This is a genomic window from Treponema sp. OMZ 805 (assembly GCF_050937395.1).
Lineage (GTDB): Bacteria > Spirochaetota > Spirochaetia > Treponematales > Treponemataceae > Treponema.
Genome location: NZ_JACCLP010000006.1, coordinates 19,799 through 40,011, shown reverse-complemented (window position 1 = coordinate 40,011; position 20,213 = coordinate 19,799). Strand labels below are relative to the sequence as shown.

18 protein-coding genes are annotated in these 20,213 nt (G+C 47.0%); 7 read left to right on the top strand and 11 right to left on the bottom strand.

Features of this window, described 5'->3' with window-relative positions; translation table 11 throughout:
* Window positions 1-264 precede the first annotated feature (264 nt).
* The 6 genes from HGH47_RS06365 to HGH47_RS06340 all read left to right on the top strand — a co-directional run bounded on the left by HGH47_RS06365 (window position 265) and on the right by HGH47_RS06340 (window position 8,200).
* The gene (locus HGH47_RS06365) at window positions 265-1,806 is read left to right on the top strand and encodes an L-lactate permease (RefSeq protein ID WP_432911066.1); all 1,542 of its coding nucleotides are present in this window, start codon (window positions 265-267) and stop codon (window positions 1,804-1,806) included.
* Between the two features lie 25 nt (window positions 1,807-1,831).
* Window positions 1,832-2,977: an acyl-CoA dehydrogenase gene (locus tag HGH47_RS06360; protein WP_432911063.1), complete on the top strand. Its 1,146-nt coding sequence runs from the start codon at window positions 1,832-1,834 to the stop codon at window positions 2,975-2,977.
* 247 nt (window positions 2,978-3,224) lie between these two features.
* Window positions 3,225-4,028, top strand: a complete 804-nt coding sequence (locus tag HGH47_RS06355; protein ID WP_432911060.1) for an electron transfer flavoprotein subunit beta/FixA family protein — start codon at window positions 3,225-3,227, stop codon at window positions 4,026-4,028.
* Between the two features lie 16 nt (window positions 4,029-4,044).
* Window positions 4,045-5,016 (top strand): electron transfer flavoprotein subunit alpha/FixB family protein, encoded by a 972-nt coding sequence (locus tag HGH47_RS06350; protein WP_432911057.1) that lies wholly within the window; start codon window positions 4,045-4,047, stop codon window positions 5,014-5,016.
* A gap of 155 nt (window positions 5,017-5,171) precedes the next feature.
* Entirely contained in the window at window positions 5,172-7,136 is a 1,965-nt protein-coding gene (locus HGH47_RS06345) for a TRAP transporter permease (protein WP_432911054.1), read from the top strand.
* A 386-nt stretch (window positions 7,137-7,522) separates the two neighbouring features.
* On the top strand, window positions 7,523-8,200 hold the full coding sequence (locus HGH47_RS06340; RefSeq protein WP_212566307.1) for a hypothetical protein: 678 nt from the start codon (window positions 7,523-7,525) through the stop codon (window positions 8,198-8,200).
* A 247-nt stretch (window positions 8,201-8,447) separates the two neighbouring features.
* Here HGH47_RS06340 and HGH47_RS06335 read toward each other — a convergent pair whose 3' ends face one another.
* From HGH47_RS06335 to mraZ, 11 genes are all read right to left on the bottom strand, one after another.
* Entirely contained in the window at window positions 8,448-9,440 is a 993-nt protein-coding gene (locus HGH47_RS06335) for a radical SAM protein (protein ID WP_212566308.1), read from the bottom strand.
* Window positions 9,441-9,451: 11 nt separating this feature from the next.
* A complete protein-coding gene (locus tag HGH47_RS06330) occupies window positions 9,452-9,826 on the bottom strand; it encodes a hypothetical protein (protein ID WP_212566309.1) in 375 nt (124 codons plus the stop codon).
* Between the two features lie 289 nt (window positions 9,827-10,115).
* Window positions 10,116-11,009 (bottom strand): tyrosine-type recombinase/integrase, encoded by an 894-nt coding sequence (locus HGH47_RS06325; protein ID WP_212566310.1) that lies wholly within the window; start codon window positions 11,007-11,009, stop codon window positions 10,116-10,118.
* Between the two features lie 427 nt (window positions 11,010-11,436).
* Window positions 11,437-12,726 (bottom strand): cell division protein FtsZ, encoded by a 1,290-nt coding sequence (gene ftsZ / locus HGH47_RS06320; RefSeq protein WP_212566311.1) that lies wholly within the window; start codon window positions 12,724-12,726, stop codon window positions 11,437-11,439.
* Between the two features lie 23 nt (window positions 12,727-12,749).
* Window positions 12,750-13,991 (bottom strand): cell division protein FtsA, encoded by a 1,242-nt coding sequence (gene ftsA, locus HGH47_RS06315; protein WP_212566312.1) that lies wholly within the window; start codon window positions 13,989-13,991, stop codon window positions 12,750-12,752.
* Window positions 13,984-14,823, bottom strand: coding sequence for a cell division protein FtsQ/DivIB (locus HGH47_RS06310; protein WP_212566313.1), 840 nt, complete (start codon window positions 14,821-14,823; stop codon window positions 13,984-13,986). Before HGH47_RS06310 ends, ftsA begins: the two co-directional genes overlap by 8 nt.
* Complete coding sequence (gene ftsW / locus HGH47_RS06305) at window positions 14,823-15,959, bottom strand: putative lipid II flippase FtsW (protein ID WP_212566314.1); 1,137 nt, start codon at window positions 15,957-15,959, stop codon at window positions 14,823-14,825. Before ftsW ends, HGH47_RS06310 begins: the two co-directional genes overlap by 1 nt.
* Window positions 15,956-17,347 carry a UDP-N-acetylmuramoyl-tripeptide--D-alanyl-D-alanine ligase gene (locus tag HGH47_RS06300; protein ID WP_212566315.1) on the bottom strand — a complete coding sequence of 464 codons (1,392 nt, stop codon included), beginning with the start codon at window positions 17,345-17,347 and terminating at the stop codon, window positions 15,956-15,958. The genes ftsW and HGH47_RS06300 overlap by 4 nt, the downstream gene beginning before the upstream one ends.
* Window positions 17,348-17,351: 4 nt before the next feature.
* Complete coding sequence (locus HGH47_RS06295) at window positions 17,352-17,633, bottom strand: cell division protein FtsL (protein ID WP_212566316.1); 282 nt, start codon at window positions 17,631-17,633, stop codon at window positions 17,352-17,354.
* A gap of 5 nt (window positions 17,634-17,638) precedes the next feature.
* On the bottom strand, window positions 17,639-18,586 hold the full coding sequence (gene rsmH / locus HGH47_RS06290) for a 16S rRNA (cytosine(1402)-N(4))-methyltransferase RsmH (protein WP_212566317.1): 948 nt from the start codon (window positions 18,584-18,586) through the stop codon (window positions 17,639-17,641).
* A gap of 5 nt (window positions 18,587-18,591) precedes the next feature.
* Window positions 18,592-19,041: a division/cell wall cluster transcriptional repressor MraZ gene (gene mraZ / locus HGH47_RS06285; RefSeq protein WP_212566318.1), complete on the bottom strand. Its 450-nt coding sequence runs from the start codon at window positions 19,039-19,041 to the stop codon at window positions 18,592-18,594.
* A gap of 204 nt (window positions 19,042-19,245) precedes the next feature.
* Between mraZ and HGH47_RS06280 the strand changes: the two genes are divergently transcribed.
* Window positions 19,246-20,202, top strand: coding sequence for a TraB/GumN family protein (locus HGH47_RS06280; RefSeq protein ID WP_212566319.1), 957 nt, complete (start codon window positions 19,246-19,248; stop codon window positions 20,200-20,202).
* Window positions 20,203-20,213: the final 11 nt, after the last annotated feature.

Below are 20,213 nucleotides of genomic sequence, written 5' to 3'. Positions count from 1 at the left end.
TTCGGCAACGCAACCTTGAGTCTTATGCTTATTTGCATCGTACCCGGAATTAATTTATACTCTATTACTATTATAGCGCATAGATACCCTGAATTGTCAAATAAAAATTTATAAATTTTTATATTTTTTTTAAATTTATAGTTGCGTGCGGATATTAATCGTGTTATCCTTTTTCTAGAAGCCGTAATGAAAGGAGCGGTGAGCCGATGAATCCGGCGCAAAAGCCGCTTTTATACTCGGTCTTCTAAAGGGAGGCGCATTGCCATGTTGTTTTTAAAATTCATCCTTGCTATGATACCTATTATTTGGCTCATCATAGCGCTCAGTAAACTGAAAATGCCGAGTTATAAAGCGTGTGGTATCGCGTTGATCATTACCGTTGTGTTGGCTGTAACATATTGGAAATTAAATATTGTCCATACGTCGACGGCCGCGTTGGAAGGCGTTTTAAATGCGCTGTGGCCTATTTGTTTGGTTATAATAGCGGCTCTTTTTACGTATAATCTTACGCTTAAAACCGGCGCAATGGATTCAATCAAAAAGATGCTTGCAGGCATTTCCGATGATAAAAGAATATTGATGCTGATTATAGGCTGGGGATTCGGAAACTTCATGGAAGGAATGGCAGGGTTCGGTACTGCCGTTGCAATTCCTGCTTCGATGCTGGCGGGAATCGGGCTTGATCCCATACGGGCGGTAACAGCATGTCTTGTCGTAAACAGTACTCCGACGGCTTTCGGCTCCGTTGGTGTTCCGACAACCACATTGGGTACCGTTTCAGGACTTGAACTTGGGGCACTTTCCGCAAACGTAGCGCTTATACAGGCGATTCTTACATTCCTGTCGCCGTTCTTTATGGTTGTTATCTGCGGTAAGGGGATAAAGGCATTAAAAGGAGTGTTCCGGATAACGCTGATTGCGTCACTGTCTTTTGTTATTCCGTGGTTTGCCGCCGCGTGGTGGCTCGGCCCTGAACTCCCCGATATTATCGGGTCGATATGTTCCATGTTATGTATGATAGCGGCTATAAAAATATTTAAAAAGGATACGAATAAAGAATATTCGATTGAAATAGCAGACACGGAGAAATCGAATATCGGCTTTGCGGAAGGAGTAAAGGCATGGGCGCCCTTTGTTTTAATCTTTGTTTTGCTTACCGTAACCTCTACGGCAGTTCCGCCGATACATAATGCAATAAAGGGTATAAAGAGCTCATTCCTCATATATACGGGACAAGGCGGGAAACCGCTCGGATTTAGCTGGGTAAATACGCCGGGCGTTATCATATTTATCGCTGCGATCTGCGGCGGTCTTATTCAAAAAGCGAGTTTTGCAGAAATCTTTTCCGTATTCGGCGCGACCTTAAAAAAATACTGGACAACCATATTTACTATTTGCGCTGTTATGGCCGTCGCTAAAATTATGATATACAGCGGTATGATTTCGGATATAGCGAATTTGCTAGTTGCGACAACGGGACCGTTCTATCCTTTTGTGTCCCCCATCATAGGCGTTTTGGGAGCCTTTGTAACGGGCTCCGGTACTTCTACCTGCGTTTTGTTCGGCGGCTTACAGTCACAGACTGCCCTATCATTGGGGCTGAATACGTATTGGATTACAGCTGCAAACGTTATGGGCGCCGGTATCGGCAAAATGGTGTGCCCGCAAGGGTTGGCAATAGGCGCGGGCGCCGTTAATGCAGCGGGTTCCGAAAGTAAAATTCTGTCTGCAGTATTTAAATATTTCGTAGTGTATACGCTGTTTGCAGGTGTTATATGTCTCGTCGGGGCATTAATTCATATTTAACATTAATTGATAGGAGGATTTAAGAGTGAATTTTCATTTTAACGAAGAAGAACAGGACATTCTGAACACGTTGCGCGATTTTGCAGAGAAGGAAGTAGGTCCGAAGGCTGCAGAGATCGATGAGGAAGAAAAATTTCCTATGGAAGCGCGTCGGCAGCTTGGTGAGATGGGCTTTATGGGGATGTATTTTCCTGAAGAATACGGCGGAGCGGGGCTCACCTATCTTTCCTACATTGCCGCATGCGAAATTTTAGCGGAGTACTGCGCCACAACATCAGTTGTCCTTTCCGCTCATGAATCTCTGTGCTGTTGGCCTATTTACAAGTACGGCACGGAAGAGCAAAAACAAAAATACCTTGTTCCTCTGGCTTCCGGTGAGAAGCTGGGCGCTTTCGGTCTTACCGAACCGGGAGCAGGTACCGATGCTGCTATGCAGAAAACGGTAGCTGTCGATAAGGGCGATCACTGGGTACTGAACGGCTCCAAGGTCTTTATTACCAACGCTCAGTATGCGGATATATTTATCGTATTTGCAATGACGGACAAGGAATTGGGAACTAAGGGTATTTCCGCATTTATTGTCGAGAAGGACTTTAAGGGCTTTTCCGTTAGCGGGCATGAAAAGAAGATGGGTATTCGCGGTTCATCCACAAGCGGACTTATTTTTGACAATTGTATTGTTCCGAAAGAAAACCTTTTAGGTGAAGTCGGTAAGGGCTTTAAGGTCGCTATGACTACGCTGGACGGCGGCCGTATCGGTATCGCCGCGCAGGCTGTCGGTATTGCTCAAGCGGCAATCAACGAAACCGTTGCTTACGACAAAGAGCGAATCCAATTCGGTAAGCCGATTTGGAAATTCCAAAATACACAGTTCCAACTGGCGGATATGCAGGCGAAGGTAGACAGCGCAAGACTGCTTGTGTACCGTGCAGCGCAAGCTAAACAGGATAACGAACCGCACAGTCATTTTGCTGCAATGGCGAAGCTTATGGCTTCCGAAATAGCTTCGGATGTTGCGCGCCGTTGCGTACAGCTTGTCGGCGGTTACGGGTATACACGCGATTATCCGTTCGAGCGCCATATGCGCGACGCCAAGATCACCGAAATTTATGAGGGAACAAGCGAAGTTCAGCGGATGGTTATCGCAGGCTGGTTAGACGCGACAAAGTAATGAACGCTCCCGTACAACGGGTAAATATTAAACCTGTTCGGAAACTTCCGTTTCTGAACAGGTTACCCTGTAATGCGATGTTCTAAATTAAGTCATTGCTGTATAAAGACTTAATTTTTAACTCGCGGGGATGTCGAAAAAGTAACCAACTTTTGAGACATCCCCATTTCTATTTTATAGAACGAACCGTATAGGCAGTCATATCTGTCGGACGATTCGTATAATTCGTATAAGGAGAAAAAACAATATGGAATTATTGGTTTTCGTAAAACAGGTTCCGGACGATTCTGTTGAAGTTAAACTTGATTCTTCTACAGGCGCTCCCGACCTCAATGGCGTCCTTCCTGTTGTCAATGCATTTGATACGTACGCAATGGAGATGGCAGTAAGATTCAAGGAAGCGAACGGAGGCGCGGTTACCGTAGCGACCATCGGCGATGATAAGGCAGTACAGGCAATTAGAGATTGTCTTGCCGTCGGCGCCGACAAGGGGTTCCTTCTTAAAGACGATTCTTTTACCGATTCCGATGCGGCGGCGAAGGCATACATCCTTTCCAAGGCGGTAAAAAAGCTTGAAGCAATGAATGGCGTAAAATATGACATCATTTTCTGCGGTAAAGAATCGACCGATTATGCCGGTGGTATGGTCGGCCTTTTGCTCGCTCATGAATTGTGCATTGCCGGTATTACCGATGTTATCGCAGTAGAGCAGGCGGCAGATGGCGTGAGTTTCAATCAAATGACCGAAACGGGCTATAATGTTGTGAATGCAGCTATTCCTGCTGTTGTTACTATTCAAAAACCGAATTACGATCCGCGATATCCGACCATTAAAAGCAAGTTGAAAGCCAGAAAGACCGAAGTTCCGGTTATTTCTGCCGCCGAGCTTGAGACGGATGCCTCAAAGGTAGGCGCAGCCGGTTCTCCGACCAAATTACTTGGTCTGCGTGAGCCTCCTAAGAAACAAGCCGGTATTAAGATTCAAGAGGAATCCGTTGCTGACTCCGCACAGAAAGCTATTGCCGTTATGCGGGAAGCAAAAGTACTTTAATGAAGGAGGAATTACAATGGATTGCAAAGATATTCTTGTCGTATTAGAACTTGATAAAGGCGCGTTGGTTGGTGTCAGTCTTGAAAATATTGCTGCAGCGAAAACAATCGCCGGCAGCGGCAAGGTTATTGCCGTTACGACCTGCGAGAATGCAGCAAAAAAAGCTATTGAGTATGGTGCGGATCGCGCCGTTGTCCTCAACAGCGACACATTGGCCGAATATAATGCCGATGCAATGGCAGAGGCTGTTGTTCAGCTGGCTAAGGAAGTGAATCCGGCGCTGATCATTACCGGCGCGACAACCAACGGTAAAGATATTGTTCCCAGAATTGCAGCAAAACTCGGCGCAGGTTCCGTGAATGATGTTATAGCGATAAAAGCGGACGGCAATGCGCTTGTCTTTACGGTTCCCGCTTTTTCGGGAAATATTCTTACCGATATGGAAATCGGTACACCGACTAAGGTTATTTCGATTCGCGGCGGATGTTTTTCTAAAAATGAACCGGAGACGGGAAAGACCGGCGATATAAGCCGAAAAGATATTTCCGTTGCTGCCGATGCAATTCGCTTTCATATCCGAGAGCGTGTTCAGGAGATATCCGAATCCGTCAATCTTGAGGAAGCCAATGTGATCGTAGCCGGAGGACGCGGTATGGGAAGTACCGAAGGTTTTAACATGCTCAAGGAATTGGCGGATGTACTTGGCGGTGTAGTCGGGTGTACGAGAGCGGCTTATGAAGCCGGTTGGATTAGCCGTGCTCATCAGGTAGGACAATCCGGTAAAATTGTAGCTCCTAAGCTTTACCTCGCTTTCGGTATTTCAGGCGCTACACAGCATGTTTCCGGTATGATCGGTTCCAAGTATATCGTGGCTGTCAACAAAGATGAGGATGCTCCGATCTTTGAAGTGGCCGACGTAGGGATCGTTGGAAATGCGCTGGAAGTTCTTCCGATATTCATCGACGAATTTAAAAAACTCAAAGCTTAAAAACGATTGGGAACCTCTAAAAACTGCAAGCCTATCGGCTTTTTCTGTAAGGAAATAATTATTATATCCGCTAACGATCCGCTAACGCGAATTGCAAAACAGTTTTTAGAGGTTTTCTTTAAATTACTTTTGCGATTGTATGCAAGGAGTACATCTTGGTTACAGAAAAAACCATAGACCAAAAAGCTCTCTTGGAAGAATTTGAACGGGAAAGCAGAACTCGAAACTTTGTTAACCCGATTTTTACAAAGATTCTCAAATGGACTGCGCTGCTGGTTACCTTTTACCATTTGGCGTATGCTTCCGGCTATATCCGGCCGGAAACGTTGCGCCATCGTTCCATTCACGTCGGCATGATTTTGCTGATGACGTTTGCAATCTATCCTGCATTTAAAACATCGAGTAGGAAAGTTATTGCATGGTATGATTACATACTGATGATTTTGTCCGTTATCATTCCCGTCTACATGTGGGTGAACTATCAAGCGATTATCGACAGGGTAGGGGACGCAAACCTGACGGACGTTATCATGGGTACCATATTGGTTGCATTGGTAATAGAGGCTGCGCGGCGAATTACAGGTTGGGCATTACCGGTTATCGGCATCATCTTTATGATTTATGCGCTGATGGGCGCCCGCCAAGGACTTATCCCGATAAACGTACCGGGACTGTTTTTGCATAGAGGGTTTAAATGGCCTAAATTGATTGGGCACCTTTTTTCAAATACTGAAGGCATTTACGGCACGTCGGTCAACGTTTCTTCAACCTACATTTTCTTATTCATCGTATTCGGTGAAATTATGAATAAATGCGGAATGGGAAAATTCTTTAACGATATTGCCATCGGTTTGGCGGGGCATACGAAAGGCGGTCCCGCAAAGGTCGCAGTTATTGCGGCGGGCTTGCTTGGAAGTATCAACGGGTCTGCGATTGCGAATGTCGTTACAACCGGTTCGTTTACCATCCCGCTTATGAAAAAAATCGGGTACAGCAAAGAATTCTCCGGCGCTGTTTCATCAACCGCTTCCGTAGGTGGTCAGCTTTTGCCGCCGATTATGGGCGCTGCCGCATTTATTATGGCGGAAACACTCGGTATTAAGTACAAGGAGATTGTCGTTGCGGCGGCTATTCCTGCGCTGATTTACTATTTGGGTATTATCTTCCAGATTCAGCTGCGCGCGTCGAAGGATAAACTCGACGGTATGCCGAAAGATCAGCTGCCCAAGGTGAAAGAAACGCTGAAGATGTACTGGCACCTGACCATCCCGATTTTATTCTTGGTGTATATGCTGTTCTTCAGCGGTTATACCGTTATCAAAGGCGCTTTTTTAACCATCATTTTGACAATCATTATTGCGCAGCTTAAAAAAGAAACGCGCATGAGCTTAAAAGATATAGAGGCTGCTTTTGTCGCTTCCGCAAAATCGACGGTATCGGTTGCGATTGCCTGTGCTTGTGTCGGTATCGTTATCGGTGTGTCGAGTTTAACCGGCTTTACCATCAATATGGCAAGCGCGATTATCTCGCTCGGCGGAAAGAGCTTGTTGCTGACGCTGGTCTTTACGATGGTTACCTGTATGCTGCTTGGTATGGGCTTACCGAGTATTCCTGCGTACATCATTACCGTAACGATTGCGGCTCCTGCGCTGATAGAGCTCGGCATTGCGCCTTTGGCTGCTCATTTGTTCTGCTTCTACTTTGCGATGTTCGCCAATATTACGCCGCCGGTTGCACTTGCCTCATTTGCCGCGGCAGGTATATCGGGCGGTAATCCGATGAAGACGGGGATTGTATCCATTAAGCTGGCGCTCGCCGGTTTTATTATCCCGTATATGTTCGTCTACAATAATCAGCTGTTATTGATGAATACGAATATTTTGCAAGGTATTCAAGTTGCGATTACCGCATGCGTCGGCGTCTTTTTAATCAGCGCCGCCGTAGAAGGGTATTTCCATACTAAGGTGAATATTGTGATGCGGCTGGTGATGCTTGCAGGAGCGTTCTTGCTCATCGACAGCGCCTTATTAACCGACCTTACCGGAGTCGGGATATTTGTTGCGTCTATCTTTATCCAGCGCATACTGGCACGGAGAGAAGCACGGCACGCAGCGGCCTAGGGATTTGGTATACGGTATGGGGATGTCTCAAAAGTTGGTTACTTTTTCGACATCCCCGCGAGTTTAAAATTAAGTCTTTATACAATAATGACTTAATTTTAAACGTCGTATCTAAATCTAAGGAAACTGTCCAAAAACTGTTACGCAATCCGCTTTAGCGGATATGACAAATCATTTCCTTACAGAAAAAGCCGATAGGCTTTCAGTTTTTGGACAGCCACGGATGAATTTTTGAGTTGCCGCTGAGATGGCAACTCAAAAAGATTCAAATTATAACGAAGTTTGGTTATAAGGCAAAGGGAAATTTCAGATGAGAGTATTTTACGTTAATTGTCGTCTGGAAGTTCCTGTTGTTTTGTGTGATATAAAACTGTATGGGGGAAAAAATGGAATTAATTCCAAACCGATCATTGAGCAGCTTGTATGTATTTTTGGATTGTGCTTTTTTAGTATTACTCGCATTTTATTTTCTAAAGAGTAAGCGATATATTCCTCTTCTGGTTGGAATACTCGGGGGCTTACTCTATTTTGTAGTAGATTACGGCGGGTTTTATTGGTTGCTTGGAACACGAAAAGTGGTTGGGGCAAATCCTTTTTGGTTTTTGCTGTGGCTCAGTATGAGTTATGGGTTTACAAATATGGCGTGGATGTGGCTGTGGTTTGCCGAACCGAAAAATCGTTTGGAGTTTTCACTTTTGATTATCGTGTGGTGGTTTTCTGCGGCGGTTATCAGTAACGGGGCTGGGGCGTCATTCCCGATAATTACAATTCAGCGCGGAACTGGCGGGTATCATTGGATTATGGCGGTGTTTTTATTTGTCGGTTATGCGTGGTTGCTCATGAAAAATTTATCTGCTACGCGCGACGATGAGCGAGTACCTCTTTGGAGCATTATATCAATCGGGCTTTTGGTGCAGTTTGCATGGGAATTTATTTTATTTATAACGGGTATCCGTAATGCGGGGCTTCGTACTTTGGTTGTTAATTCGCTGATGGAAACCAATTTGGGTGCGCCATATATGTATTTGATTTACACAACAGTCTCAAAACGGATGCGGAAATAAATGTGTGTTGCGCTGCGGCAGAGGTAAAAGTAACATTCGCGGGTTCGATAGTACCTACTCGATAGACGATATCAGCTTTATGATGAAGCCCATTGATGTTCTTTGCAAATACAATGCAAAAAGTAAAAGATATATTGCATACTACAAAGCACTTTTTGGAGAGGCTCTTTAACTGAGTTATGATTTTAACAGCAGTCTGACTTTGTTACCGCAGGCGCACTGAAATGGCGCGGCTGAAGATACGCTTTTATTTTGCCCAGCCGGTCTTCCAATGCCAGAGCGGTTTTGACAGCGCGGAAGAAAAGGTTTGTACGCGGTTAAAGTCCGGGAGCCAGTCTAAGTCGCTTACCAATTCTTGATAAAAACCGTCGTCGATGGCTAATTCTTCAAGAAAGGTACGCAGTGTGATGTCTTCCGATTCGTCGAGCAGGCGGTTGGAAAAAGCATCGATTCGCCGCGCTTTCGGATTTGCCGTAATGGGGGTGTACTGTGTCATCAGTGAAAGGAGCGCCTTGCCTTTAAGGTTTTGAGCGAACCAACGGAGTACCGCTTGCGAGTCCTCTAATTTTCCCGGAAGCGCGAGATGCCGGACAATAACGCCTGACAGCATTTTACCGAACGGATACCGCTCATCAGGCTGCGTAAGGTTGAGCGGCGAAAGCCGTGCCATTGTCTGGATTGCGGAGCATGCTTGTTCGGGATAATCCGGAGCGGCAAAAACGCGGCGGGAGGTTTCGGTATTGAGTGTTTTGAGGTCGGGCAGCCAGCCGTCGACGGTATCCGCAATCGATTCAAGCGCTTCCACCGTTTCATAAGCGGAGGAGTTCCACACAACGGGAATAGTTAAGCCGTGCCGCTTTGCTGCACGGAACCCTGCGCCCAAAGCCGGTATCGCATGGCTGCCCGTAACGATGTTGATGTTTTCTGCGCCTGCGTTTTGGAGTGTCAGGCATATTTCGATAAATCCCTGTTCCGTTACAGCACGTCCCATACCTTCTTGCGAAATTTGAAAGTTTTGGCAAAAAACACAGCGGAGATTACAGCCGGTAAGGAATATCGTTCCCGAACCGCCCGCTCCGCTTACCGGAGGCTCTTCTCCAAAGTGTAACCCTGCCCATGCAATGCGCAGCTCCGCCGTTTCTCCGCAAAAGCCTCTCTCTCCGGCGTTCCTATTTACCCCGCAGCGTTTTGGACAGGCGTTACAGTGTTCATAGTCGGCGCAGCAAAAATCCCGTATCACAAATACCGTTCCTATTTAAGCTTATTCCGTTCAACCATAACGCTCATAATTGCGCTTACGGTGTGCATATCGAGTGTTTCCGCCGCCGCCGAAACAATTGTGTGCAGTTCTTCCCAATCTTCATCGGAAAAATCCATATCGCTGCCGAAGCTGCCGTCAAAAAGCGAAAAGACGGTGTAGAACCAGTTGACGGCATCTTCTCTTGTATCTTTCAGATGTGTGCGTAACCAGTATTCAGCCGAATCTTCCGCTAATGGGAGAAGGTTTTTATCGTAACTGCGGATTGTTTGAACAAAAAACGAACTCAGCTCTTGCCGGAATGTAGGATCAGGTAATTTTTCCGTTCGCCGCCGTGCATCGCTATAAAATTTTTCGAGGATATTCATAAGGATGTTACTATAAGAAAAAGAGACCTAAAAAGCAAGCGCCGTTTGCGGAGGGTTTAATACCCGCCGTTCATCTACCGCCACGGACGGCGGTTATTCCGAACAGTAGCAATGTTGTGGCAGAGCCACAACTTGCAGTCAACACTATACACGGATGTATAGTGTTGACGAACGCTCTGCGTCGTAGCAAAGGGTATTAAAGCCGACTGCAACCACCTTATGAGAACACACAGTGCGAAACGTTGAGCACTGTGTCCGACGCTCGCGTCGGGGTTGTTGATTTCTCCAACTATTTCTCAAAAAATTTGCGGTGGTAGGATTCCAAATCCTTGTCTTCGATATGGGTGTAAATTTGCGTAGTAGCGATGCTCGCATGACCGAGGAGACATTGTACAGAGCGGAGGTCGGCGCCGCCTGCGAGCAGATGGGTTGCATACGAATGGCGGAGTGTGTGGATTTTTGTGGTAACGCCGCTGAGTTGTTCGATTTCCTGCAAGCGTTTCCAAATACCCTTACGGGTAAGCCGTTCGCCGTGGTGATTTAGGAATACGGCTCCTGTCGTTTCGGTGTTTTCGCGATGCGCCGGTTTTAAAAGAAGCGGACGGGCTGTTTTTAAATAGACGCTTAGCCGCGCTTCCGCCTGCGCCCCAAAGGGGATGATGCGCTCCTTTCCGCCCTTGCCGTGAACTTTCAGCAGCTGCTCGTTAAAAAAAACATCCTCCAGTGAAAGCGTTACCGCTTCGCTTACGCGCAGCCCCGCCGAGTAGATAAGCTCAAACAGGGCGCGGTCGCGGATACCGTTCGGCGTATCCAGCGGGATGGCTGCCAAAAGTTTGTCTACTTCATCAGGGGCGAGCGCCCGCGGCAAGTTTTTTTCGCGGCGGGGGCTTTCCAGCTGCTCTGCAGGATTATCGGCGCGGACGTTTTCCAGCTGCAAAAAGCGATAAAAGGAGCGGAGCGCCGCCTGATCTTTTGCAAGCGTTCTCCCCGTTACCCCTTCTTTCGCCCGCACAAGGAGAAAGCCGATGCAATCGTCTTGAGACGCATCTTCGATAAGGCGCTCATCCCCAAGCTGCTGCTGAAAGAGGCGCAGTGTATTGAGATATGTTTTTGCAGTAAGCTGCGCCCGCGCCTCCGCCGAGATTAAATACCCGTAAAATGCCCGTAATTGTATTTCTGTCATCGTAGTTTACTCAGAATAAGCACCACAAACGTTGTTTGAATCTCCCCGCAAAATAATTGAGGTCGTTCAACCAGAGTTGAACCTCTTCGCGGTTCAAATGGTCTCACGGCCTCAATTATTTTGCGATTGTGATTAATTCATCTGGTGTGCTTATTCTTCTTTTAAAATAAATTGTGCGAAATTTTATCCAAAATTTCGCACAAAAGGACTGTAATCAACAACCTCGATGCAGAGCGTCGAGATATTAAGCCCTCATACGACTAAAGGTGGTCATAACTTTTGCACCTAGTCTTTCCGTTAGCCTTTTAAAAATAGGTGGAGCAGATGCTAGGAGCTAGCCGAAATAAAACGGAGGCGTATCGGGTATACGGTGAGTATTTATTTCGGCGTAGCGACAACGCAGATGCCCGCATATTTTTAAAAGGAGCTACCTTTTATTTCGTATATACGCCGGCACATCCAAATCGGTATTGGCGCCGGGAAGCTGTACGCGGATAGGCTGCCGCGGGGCTTCGGTCATTTCCGGTTGTTGTTGAGGCGGCGGAGGCATAGCAGGTATGCTTGCATTCCGCGGGCCGAGGCCGGGTAGGGTAGGCTGTTGCGGTGTTTGCAGCTTTGCCCATTCGCTTGCCGAAATAAAATCGTTTTGTAAAAATGACGTATGAAGCGGTTCACTCTGAACGCTTGTTCCAGCCGGTTGTCCCGGTTGCTGTATTATACTCTGAATCGGATCCGCATCGGTAGGAAAGCCCGTTGCGATGACCGTTACGGTGATTTTGTCTTTCATGGCTTCGTCGGTTTCATCGATGGTAATGCCGTGAATGGTTTCAACATCGGGATGGGCGTTCGCGGTAACGATTTCCATAATATCGTTGACTTCCACCGTAGAAGGCATCTCCGCTGCGTAGATATTAACCAGTATGTGTGTTGCTCCTTCTATGTGGGAATCTTCCAAAAGTGGATTGTTGATGGCATTCGTTGCTGCGTCAACCGCGCGGTTTTCTCCCGATCCGGTACCGACGCCCATTAACGCATCGCCTTGCCCTGCCATCGTGGAACGCACATCCGCAAAATCGATATTGACCAATCCGTTCTTTGTAATGATATCCGCAATGCCCTGCACGGCACGGCGCAACACATCGTCCGCCATAACGAAAGCATCCTTTATCGTCTGTTTGCTGTCTACCATATTTAATAAATGCTGATTGGGAATAACGACCAGCGTATCGACGTTTTGCCTGAGTTTTTCAATCCCCGCTTCGGCGGTGCGCATTTTTGCACGTCCTTCAAAACTGAATGGTTTGGTAACGACGCCGACTGTTAAGGCTCCCTGGTCACGGGCTATCTTTGCGATGACCGGTGCGGAACCCGTGCCAGTGCCGCCTCCCATACCGGCAGTGATAAAGACCATGTGCGCTCCGCGGACGGCATTCGCAATAATTTCGGTGTCTTCCATAGCGGCTTTTTCGCCGACTTCCGGTTTGCCTCCCGCGCCGAGTCCTCCGGTCAACTTTGAACCTATCACCAATTTCATCGGCGCCTTTGAATAATTGAGCGCCTGTACATCGGTGTTCGCTACGATAAAATCGACGTACCGGATATTGCACTCCAACATTCTATTAACCGCATTCGAACCGCCTCCGCCGGCGCCGATTACCTTAATAACGGTAGGATTGACCGGTAACAGTTCATTTTGCTGCATCACTTGATAATCCATATATATTCCCTCCCCCTTGCTGGTTAAAATAAATTTTTCCAAAAGTTTTTGAGTTTACCGACAATTTTACCCTGCTCGGCTTCTGTTTTTTTTGTTTCCTCACCGGATGCCGCCCGCTGTTTGTACTGCGATAAAATCAGTCCGAGTACGGCCGCAAATTCGGGGCTTCGGTATTCTCCGGTAAGCCCGCCGAAAGTTCCCGGAATCCCGAGCCGTACTGCAGGCGTGCCGAAGATTTCGGAAGCAAGTTCCGTAGCGCCCGGCATCAGAGAGCCGCCGCCGCAGAGGATCACATTGCCTGCGAATCGGTTGGACGCTGTCGCCGGTGCGATTTTATCTTTTGCCATCGTAAAAATTTCCGCCATTCGGGCTTGCAGAATATCGCATATATCCGCTCTTTCAATCTGTATCGGCGCTCGTCCGCCCGGAGCGGAAATCAGTACGGATTTATTATCTTCCAAAAGCGGCTGCCAGCAGCATCCGTCGGTTATTTTAACCTTTTCGGCGGTTTCGGTCGAAAGCCCTTTCACAATCGCCAAATCATTTGTCGCATGGCCGCCGCCTACCGGCAACACGGTCGTAAGCACCGGCGCTCCGCCCGACATCACCACAATATCGGTGGTGCCTCCTCCAATATCGATAAGCACCGAGCCGAGTTCCTGTTCTTCCTGCGTCATAACGGATTCTACGGCGGCCAAACCGTGATACATCGGTGCATCAACTTGTAAATTAGCGCGCTTCACGCAATCGACGATATTTTTGATGCAGGTAACCGATCCGGTGATAATATGCACTTCGGCTTCAATGCGGACACCGATGACGTTATGCGGATCCGCGATGCCGCGCTGGTCGTCAACGATATACGATTGGGGGATAACGTGCATGACGCGCCTATCCATCGGGATAACGACTGCTCTTGCAGCTTCTATAACGCGGTCGATGTCCTGTTGGTCTATTTCGCGGTTCCCTTTTCCTTTATCGGTAACGGCAACAATACCGCGGGAATTAATTCCTTCAATGTGGGTGCCGCCGATTCCCGTAATGCAGTGGGTAATTTCCACGCCGGACATCATCTCCGCGGCTTCCACCGCTTCATGGATTCCCTGTACGGTCTTTTCGATATTGACGACGGTTCCTTTCCGTAAGCCTTCGGAAATGCCGGTGCCCACGCCGATAATTTGTAAAACGCCTGTTTCCAGTTTTTCGGCAACAACGGCTCTGATTGCGCTGGTACCTATATCCAATCCGACTATGATATCACTCATCGGCTTCACCTCTTAACCGGTAGGAAGCGGTTCCCGCCCGTACATCCAACTCCTCAATCTTTGCACTCAGATCAAGATCTCGTATAACATCCAATGTCAATATCATATACTGCAATCGCTCCTCATTCAATGTACTGTCGGTACGTACCTTAACCGGTGTTTGTACCGGATAGAGAATGAGGTCGAATCCGCCGTATTTTTTTTGTTCAATCTTCATTTCGGAGATTTCGCTGAGTAAGGCCGGATTTTTTTTCTGCAAAAGATCCAGTTGTTTAAATAATGGCACAAGCTGTTTGTGTACCTTCATTCCCGCTCGTATAGTCTGAAAAGAAAGGCCGCTGATAACAGGCAGTGTTTGAGTATCTTTCTTTGAAGTGACTTTGAACACCGTTCCCGTTTTGTCTATTTCCATCGGAATTGTACGTCCGCCGACTGTCGCGAGCAATACGCCGACCGGCTTTCGTTCGATTATTTCAATCAACACCTTGTCCGGATATTTTTTGACTACGCGTGCTTCCGCAACGAGCGGATAGCTTGCAATCCGATGCAATAGCACATCTTTATCGATCTTTCCCCATTTTTCCGTTCCGGTCAGGCCGGATGCCTTTTTCAAATCCGCTTCGAGAATGGTGTCGATTCCCGAAATCCGTATCTTTGCCGTCGAATTAAACGGTACGATAAAAAGATAATATACTAAGTCGCCTACCAAAAACAACAGCATCGCTAAAATAATGATTTTAAGGAGCTGCTTTCCTTTTGTTTTTTTTACGGTTTGAGGTAATTGACGCGATTCGGTGTATGCGTGGTTTTGTAAACCGATAATATCAGACATTATGAAGCGCTCCTTTTTGAATAACTTGAAACATTGATAATCAGTCCGCATAGGCAAAGACTGGTAATAAGCGAAGATCCTCCGAATGAGAAAAAAGGGAGAGGAATACCGGTTGCGGGTAGCAGGCGGACAACGACTCCTAAGTTTAAAAAAGATTGAAGAACGATTGAGGTGGCGGCGCCGAATGCGACATAGCAGCCGAATCGATTTTTACAGGAAAAGGCAATCAGATAGGCTACCGCAGTAAATGCAAGCAAGAGTGCAAGATAACCGCATACTCCCAAAAAGCCCATCTCTTCGGCCCATGCGACAAAAATAAAATCGGAATATATTTCGGGAACGCTCGAAATTTTATGGATGCCATTCCCTATTCCCGTACCGTACAAACCGCTGCTTGCAAGCGCTTCGAGGGCTGCATTAATTTGATAGCCCGTGTCGAGCGGATCGCTATCGGGGGAGATAAAGGAGAGTACACGTTTCATCCGATAGGTTGAAGTAACAACCATGAGAACTGCGCAGGGGATGGTAACAATCAATCCTTTGAGGAACCAGAGCAGCGGCCCTCCTGCCGCAAAAAACATGACCATAAAGATGAGCATTAAAAAAATTGCACTCGAAAAATCGTTTTCAAGGTATATCAGCAATACGAATACCGACGTAATAAAAAAAGGCGGCAATATGGAAATTAAGGGCGCATCCAGTTGATCCGCTTTTTTATCAAAGAAGTTTGCAAGAAAGATAATGAGCAAAAGCTTGATAAATTCTGACGGCTGCAAGCTAAAACCGCCGATGGAAATCCAGCGGTTAGCGCCGTTCCGCGGCGAAGCGATGCCCGGAATAAAGGGAAGTAAGAGGAGGATAACGCCTGCTATCAAGAGATAGGGGAGCAGTTTTCGTAAACGGTCAAAACTGAAGAACGAAAAGAAAATAAGGCCGATGCAGCCTATAAGGAGATTGCGAAATTGCCGGACAAGGAAATAAGAAGAATCATCGAAAAAACGTTCGGCGTAATGCAAGGAACCCGAATAGAGCACAGCGAGGCCGATTCCAACCATGATGAGCACGAGCAGGATAAACGTGAAGCTGTACCGGTCGCGGTTGATGTTCTTTTCAACAGTGATAGTGTGCTGCATCATACCCGCTCCTTTTGCAGGATAGGCTCAAACTGCTCAAGCTCAAGGCTGCGGGATCCTTTCAGAAATACGAAGTCGTTTCGGTTTAATAAGCTGTCCAATGTGTCGCGGAGTTTGCCCGCTTCGGCTTCCGTAAAGCAGAAAAAAGGTTTATTCGAAGTTTTATTTTGTTCGACGGCAGCAGCGCATATTTCTTCGCCGAAAAAGAATAGTATATCGGCATCGGAGGCAAATGCTGCTGCACATACGGCACGGTGTGCTTTCGTTGATTCCGGGCCAAGCTCCTTCATCGAGGCAAGCAGATAAATCTTTTTGCCGCGTACTGCGATATTCGCACACAGCGCAAGTCCCGCATTCATGGAATCGGGATTGGCGTTATAGCAGTCGAGCAGGTAAGTTACCGGACCACGGATAATTTGCGACCTGCCAAATAGCGCCTGTATCTGTTCGATGCCTGCTTTTATCAACTGCAGCGGAATATTGCAGTATTCCGCGACGGCAATCGCAGCAAAAGCGTTTTGTACGTTATGGATTCCCGGAAGCGGCAGGCGGATGGTTTCTCCCTTATACCGTATCTCTGCGCCGGAAAGCCCCTCGAGGGTATAGGAGCCGAGAGCTGCGCTATAAGTAAAGATTTTTCCGTGCGGTACTTCTTTTAAGACAGCCGTGTACTCGTCCTTATCGGGGACGAATCCGACAGAGTTTTCATCAAAACAGGAAAAAATTTGTTTTTTCTCGTGTGCGATAGCGTCTTTGGATCCGAGCATTCCGATATGTGCGGTGCCGATATTGGTGATAACGGCAATATTCGGTTTAAGAACTGCGGCAAGCTCCGCAATCTCTCCTTTCCGGTTCATACCGAGCTCAAAAATGCCAACTTCATGTTTTTTTGTTACGGTAAAAACCGAGAGCGGCAGCCCCGTTTCCGAATTGAGGTTGCCCTCGTTTTTCACGGTGCGGTATTTTTGCGCAAAGACGGATGCAAGCAGTTCTTTCGTCGTCGTTTTACCGTTTGAACCGGTTACCCCGATTTTTAGGAGCTGCGGGAATTGTTCCAGATAGGCAGCAGCGGCATCTTGCAATGCTTTTAACGTGTGTTCAACGCGGATACAGGCTGCCTGATGTTTTTTGCAAAGAGCAATAATATGTTGGATGTTTTCTTGAATGTCGAGGAATACCGCATCGGCAAATACGCACGCAGCGCCTTGCTGCAAGGCTTGTTCGATATAGCGGTGTCCGTCTTGCTGTGTGCCCCGCAGCGGAATAAAGAGTGCACGAGGCTTTACGGTTCTGCTGTCCGTGGTAACGGAATCAAACCCTTGATAAGGAGAATAATTGCAAATAAATGTTCCTGCAATTGCCTTGCAGAGAGCCTCCCAACCCAACAGCATGGCGTTATCCCTTCTTTTCCTTATCTAAGGTGATGCGGATAATTTGAGAGGAATCCGCTTTGTGCATATCCAATTCTTCGACGGCGATTTTTTCTATCCGCTGCGGTTTGGAGAGGATGGAAATAGCCGAAATCTTCCGTTTATTTTCTGCAATCAAGCGATTTTGCTCGTCGTTATATGCGTTTACTTCACGTTCAAGTGTATTATAAACTTGAGACTGTTTAACGGTAAAGAAAAACAGACCCGGGATGCTGATGGTAAGAATCAAAGCTAAAAGGTGTTTCATATCGGTTATGACCTCCTCAAAGAGAGCTTTTTAACAACACGGAGCCGGGCGCTGCGGGACGGCGCATTGCCGGCTGTCTCTTCGGCGGAGGGACCGACCGGTTTTTTAGTAAGCAAAGCTGCACGGGGGATGCCTCCACAAGTACATATCGGCATTTCAGGCGGGCAAATACAGCTTTTTGCAAGGTCTCTAAAAAAAAGTTTTACGATGCGGTCTTCCAGCGAGTGAAAGGAAATAACACCCATTTTTCCCTCTTCCGCAAGGCAGGCAAAGGCTTTTTCCAATAGGCGCGGCAGCCGATCAAGCTCGCTGTTGACCGCAATCCGTAGGGCTTGGAATGTCTTGGTTGCAGGGTGTATGGGGCCGTGCCGAAAACGGGCGGGAACCGCATGGAATACGGTTTCGCTTAACTGCCGCGCTTCCATAAAGGGGCGTTTTTCCCGCTCCGCAACAATAGCGCGGGCGATCGGCCGCGAAAAACGTTCTTCCGCATAGTGGTACAATACATCCGCCAGTTTTTTTTCGCTGTAGGTGTTTACGATATCGGCGGCCGTTAGCGATTCGTTCGGATTGATGCGCATATCGAGCGGTTCGTCGCCGCTGAATGAAAAGCCGCGTTTTGACTCCATATAATGGAAGAGAGAGATGCCAAGATCAAATAAGATGAGCGAAGGCGCAGGCATATCGTGAGGGTATTGATCGAAAAAAGCATCCGACCAGCCTAAAAAAAATTGCATACGGTTGCCGAATGGGGCAAGCCGTACTTTTGCCTTTGCTTGAATGGCAGGGTCGGCATCGATACCGATAACCTTTAACTGCGGAAAGCGGGTTAGAAAGGCCTCACTGTGGCCGCCTTCGCCTAATGTTCCGTCGATGAGGAGCGGGGCGGATGTTTCCGGGGCAAGCAACTGCAGGCATTCTTGTAATAAAACCGGTGTGTGTACAAAGTTCATACATGTTAAAAACGAATAAGCCCCAAGTCTTCGCTCGCTTGATGGAAATCCGCCTCGCTTCCCTCCAGATAAGCCCGATATTCATCCGCATCCCATAATTCGAGATAACGGTTGATGCCCAATAGCACGCAGTCTTTTTCGAGCTGCGCGTATTCACGTAAACTTTGGGGTATTGAAACACGTCCCGCCTTATCGATGTCTATTTCCTGCGCAGGAGCGATAAGTCTGCGCAGTACAAGACGGGAGTTTGCCTGAAATAACGAAGCGGATTGCATAACTTTTTCGGATAGCAATGCCCATTCTTCAGGGGGAAATATCCATAGACAGCGGTCGATCCCCCGGGTAATCACTACTTGTGAGTCCGGCAGTAAACAGCGTAATTTTGCAGGAAACATAATACGCCCCTTCTCATCGAGTGTATTATTATACTCTCCTGAAAACACACTTTTTTCCACTTTTACCTACTTTCCTCCACTTTTCCCCATTTACTTTTATTTTACCGGTAAAATGATAAATGTCAATGCTCTTTTTGCCGATATTATGGGACACTCGAAATAAGGCACTCGAATCAACAACTTTTTTTCTCTGCAGAATCGGATATGAGTCCTCTAGTAGGAAATACAAAAAAACGTTATTTTAGGGATAAATAGGAGGACTGTATGATAACCCTTAAATATTTGAAAAAGATTGCGCTGCTCCTTATGTTGACTATCGCGCTTACTGCTTGTACGACTACGGGACAGGCTGAACGTCGTTCTGAATTATCGAAACCGGTGCTGATAGAGCACCCAGAACGTTTTTTTTGGGAGATAAAGGGTAATAATGGCTCCGTCTATGTGCTAGGAACCGTTCATGTTGCCGATAAAGGTTTTTATCCGCTTGAAAAGAACGTGCTCCGTGCATTCGATAAAGCTGACCGCTTAGTAAGTGAAATCGGCGGCAAGGCAGAACTGGAGGCATTCACCGGAATGTTGCAAACCGTTATCATGAAGAATATAAATGCCGACCCCAAAAAGAGTTTGCTCAAAGTCTTATCAGAGGAAGATATTGCTTTCCTCTATGAAACGATTGGTGATGATACGGTGCATCAACTTGCCTTATTTAATCCGTGGATTTTGAACACGGTCTTAGCGCAGCTTTTAATGAATAAAGCAGGGTTGAATGCCGGAGACGGTATCGATATGTATTTGATGCAGCGGGCTGAAAATAAAAAAATTGCAGCGCTCGATACGGCAGAGCAGCAGCTTGCAGTGTTATCGTACGGTACTTTTGAAGAGCAACTTGCTCTATTAAAGGATTCCATACAAGCATTGCGAGATATTGATAAGAGTATTGAAGAAATGCATAGGATTCGGGATTTTTATCTGAGTAATAATCGGAAAGAGCTTTCAGCGTTGCTGGTCGAATTACTTTTGAATGTACCGTCTTCTTTCTCTGAAAAAAAGGCGCAAGCTTATATTGATACACTGTTGACCGACCGGAACCGGATATGGGCGCAGAAATTCGATGAATACCTGCGCGAAGGCGGCAATACATTTGTTTTTGCCGGTACTGCACACTTCCTTGGAAAGTCGAGCGTTTTTGAAATTATGCGGCAGAAGAACATGCTTGAGTAAATTTTCAGGAA

What these genes read in the sequence shown, in the direction of transcription:
- HGH47_RS06365 (WP_432911066.1), top strand. Translation starts at nt 265, where the DNA reads ATGTTGTTTTTAAAATTCATCCTTGCTATGATACCTATTATTTGGCTC.
- HGH47_RS06355 (WP_432911060.1), top strand. Translation starts at nt 3,225, where the DNA reads ATGGAATTATTGGTTTTCGTAAAACAGGTTCCGGACGATTCTGTTGAA.
- HGH47_RS06350 (WP_432911057.1), top strand. Translation starts at nt 4,045, where the DNA reads ATGGATTGCAAAGATATTCTTGTCGTATTAGAACTTGATAAAGGCGCG.
- HGH47_RS06340 (WP_212566307.1), top strand. Translation starts at nt 7,523, where the DNA reads ATGGAATTAATTCCAAACCGATCATTGAGCAGCTTGTATGTATTTTTG.
- HGH47_RS06330 (WP_212566309.1), bottom strand. Translation starts at nt 9,826, where the DNA reads ATGAATATCCTCGAAAAATTTTATAGCGATGCACGGCGGCGAACGGAA.
- HGH47_RS06325 (WP_212566310.1), bottom strand. Translation starts at nt 11,009, where the DNA reads ATGACAGAAATACAATTACGGGCATTTTACGGGTATTTAATCTCGGCG.
- ftsZ (WP_212566311.1), bottom strand. Translation starts at nt 12,726, where the DNA reads ATGGATTATCAAGTGATGCAGCAAAATGAACTGTTACCGGTCAATCCT.
- ftsA (WP_212566312.1), bottom strand. Translation starts at nt 13,991, where the DNA reads ATGAGTGATATCATAGTCGGATTGGATATAGGTACCAGCGCAATCAGA.
- HGH47_RS06310 (WP_212566313.1), bottom strand. Translation starts at nt 14,823, where the DNA reads ATGTCTGATATTATCGGTTTACAAAACCACGCATACACCGAATCGCGT.
- ftsW (WP_212566314.1), bottom strand. Translation starts at nt 15,959, where the DNA reads ATGATGCAGCACACTATCACTGTTGAAAAGAACATCAACCGCGACCGG.
- HGH47_RS06300 (WP_212566315.1), bottom strand. Translation starts at nt 17,347, where the DNA reads ATGCTGTTGGGTTGGGAGGCTCTCTGCAAGGCAATTGCAGGAACATTT.
- HGH47_RS06295 (WP_212566316.1), bottom strand. Translation starts at nt 17,633, where the DNA reads ATGAAACACCTTTTAGCTTTGATTCTTACCATCAGCATCCCGGGTCTG.
- rsmH (WP_212566317.1), bottom strand. Translation starts at nt 18,586, where the DNA reads ATGAACTTTGTACACACACCGGTTTTATTACAAGAATGCCTGCAGTTG.
- HGH47_RS06280 (WP_212566319.1), top strand. Translation starts at nt 19,246, where the DNA reads ATGATAACCCTTAAATATTTGAAAAAGATTGCGCTGCTCCTTATGTTG.